Source organism: Bacillus paramycoides (assembly GCF_001884235.1).
In the GTDB taxonomy this organism is placed as follows: Bacteria; Bacillota; Bacilli; order Bacillales; family Bacillaceae_G; genus Bacillus_A; species Bacillus_A paramycoides.
In genome coordinates this window covers 1-2623 of record NZ_MAOI01000083.1, presented here as the reverse complement: position 1 = coordinate 2623, position 2623 = coordinate 1, and the positions used below count along the sequence as shown (strand labels likewise).

General features: G+C 32.9%; 2 protein-coding genes. Both read left to right on the top strand.

Features of this window, described 5'->3' with window-relative positions:
• Positions 1–497: 497 nt before the first annotated feature.
• Positions 498–1052: a DUF3967 domain-containing protein gene (locus tag BAU28_RS19060; RefSeq protein ID WP_025150421.1), complete on the top strand. Its 555-nt coding sequence runs from the start codon at positions 498–500 to the stop codon at positions 1050–1052.
• A gap of 765 nt (positions 1053–1817) precedes the next feature.
• A complete protein-coding gene (locus BAU28_RS19055; protein ID WP_071719584.1) occupies positions 1818–2129 on the top strand; it encodes a hypothetical protein in 312 nt (103 codons plus the stop codon).
• Positions 2130–2623: the final 494 nt, after the last annotated feature.

Sequence of the window (2623 nt, the reverse complement as noted above, 5' to 3'; positions counted from 1 at the left end):
AACAGTTTTGGAAACAAAACGCCATTTCCATCGGGGCAACCCGAAGGGAAGACCGATGTCTTCCCACCCTACATAAAAAGACCATCCTAGGGTGGTCTTTTTTAATTTTAGGTGATTTTCAGGTGTGATGAATTCCTCTCACTCTTTATTTTTATGACATTAGGAGGTGGATAGGAAAAATCTACTCAGTGGATTTGAGCGAAGTCCAAGGTTTTTGTTCTTGTATGGCTTGTTCGTTATCGGCGAAGCCGGAGTGTCCCGTAGGGCATATTCTATTGTTGTTGGGATAGGAATGGATAATGTATTGTTGTCGCTAAGCCGAGAGACTAAAAATAAGGAAAGATATAAGAAAATTAGCGAAGCATAGGGAAGAACATTTATTTGATTATTAATTAAGGAATAGGAAAATATCAAAAGTTTCAGTTGTGATGATAAGATAAAGGAGTTATAACTGTTATATCGAAATTTAAATGTTAAAAAAGGAGGTTATGACTATTATGACTCCTATAATTTATGAGAATGTATCTCAGGTTGCGAAAAGATTGAAAATATCACCTTCTACGGTTAAAAAGTATTATTTGTTAATTGAGAGTTATAACTGTTATGCTTTTAAACGTGATGAGCGAGAACGAGTTATCTTTGGTGATTATGATTTGAAATTGTTACAAAGATTAGTAGAGTTGAAAAGTATGCCGCAAGTTACATTAGAAGATGCTTGTAAACTCCTTTTAGAGGAAGAAGGATTGAAGGCTAAAGATACAGATATGACTGTTATAACTCCTGAATCGGATGATTTAAAAGAGTTATTACAAGAATTAAAAAGTACAGTGGATATACAACAAAGACAATTACAAATGCAAAGTGAACAAATAACTCAGTTAACAAGCTTATTGGAATCGCAGCAAAAATTATTAATGGATTCAAATGTTATAGAAAATAAACAGATTATAGATCGAGATAAAGCCGTTATAACTGTTATGCGAGAACTTCAAGAAGTAAAACAAATGATTGCGGCAAATAATGAAAAGAAATGGTATCAATTTTGGAAGTAATTCACTGACTCCTATGCGTTTATGCCGCGAAAGTTATTTGATAACCATGAGGGTGTAGAGGCGCGTATCCAAGGGAACGTGGAATAAAAAGCCAGCATTCACACTCCAAATTAAGGGTCAGATACACAATTTTAATAAACAGGAACCAAACGGTTCTTTTTGAATACTATGTAATCAGGAAGAACAGTTTTGGAAACAAAACGCCCCTTCCATCGAGGCAACTCGAAGGGAAGACCGATGTCTTCCCATCCTACATAAGAAGACCACCTTAGGGTGGTTTTTTCATTTTCCTGACGTTACCCCTATTTTAGTAAATTATATTATATCTTTAGGGAATCCGCTAATTTAAATATAGGGATCTATGTTTAACATAGGAGGGATTGGACAAATCAGGTATCTAAAGAATACGTTATAGCAAGACTACAAGGAGTTCAGTGAAACGGTAAAGTGAAAGTTGCACATTTTTGATCGTACTTAAAAAAAGACAGTAAAGAAACTGTCTTTTTTTGCTATCTTTTAAAGATAGCTGTTGAGAAGGTAATTTGGGGTTTTGGGGTAGTGTAAGATGATTATCATCTTATTTGTAGTTTATGTAAGTGATAATAAATGGCTTGTACAATCGTGGAATTTAGTAATTTTTATTTTTAATAAGTTGGTTAATTAGATATTTGATAGAGGAAGAAAGTCTAATCAAATGATTTTTGATTTTCATAGAATACAGTACAAGTAATTTTTTAGGGGATTTAGAAAAAGGGGGTATGTTAAATGTCTTTTAATCGTAGATGTGAATGTGATGAATGTAATAGAAATCGCAGATGTGAATGTGATGAATGTAATAGAAACCGAAGAAGAAGAAGAGAGTTTGAGGAGGTGAGAAAAGTGGGGAATTTTGAAGGGCGTAGAAGATTAAATGGTTTACGAGAAGGCGACAGAATTAATGTTTTTTCCGGTGGAGATCAGATCGATGGAACAGGAGTCTTTATCCGTATAGAGGATGGATTTCTTATTTGGGTTGATGCTGCTGCGAACATTAATGTGACTAGCCTAGATGTTATTAGTGTTCGAAGAGTAGTTTAATATTAATAAATAATATTAAAAGATAAGGGAGAGGGCCCTTATCTTTTTTTGTTTTTTTATGAAAGGTAGTAAATAGAAAGGTATAATGTATCATATGTATAGATTTTTAATTAGGTTTGTACATTCTTAATAAATCTGTTTTTATTTTATGTAGAAGGTGCCAAGAAATACTTTGTAGTTTTATTTCTTGGCATGGGTATTTATTTGGGTCTTTTGGATGCCGACCTTACAATAGTATATGTCCGCTATATGAAATGGTTTGTTATTTATGTTCAGTTAGGTAACATTTAAAAAAGAAAAACACCTATTTTTTAATAGGTGTTTTTCTTTTAAATTGATTTATAAATTAAAGGAAAGGTTTTTCTTTTAATTAATTTTTAAAAATCATCTCTACGATCATGCTCGCATTCATGTTTATGTTCATGTTTATGCTCATCACATTCTCTGCAATGTCTACGACGTTTGCAACAGAAACGATCACAATCAGGTGAATT

Bases quoted from the DNA above. Each gene is read 5' to 3' on its own strand.
- BAU28_RS19060 (WP_025150421.1), top strand. From the start codon at position 498: ATGACTCCTATAATTTATGAGAATGTATCTCAGGTTGCGAAAAGATTG.
- BAU28_RS19055 (WP_071719584.1), top strand. From the start codon at position 1,818: ATGTCTTTTAATCGTAGATGTGAATGTGATGAATGTAATAGAAATCGC.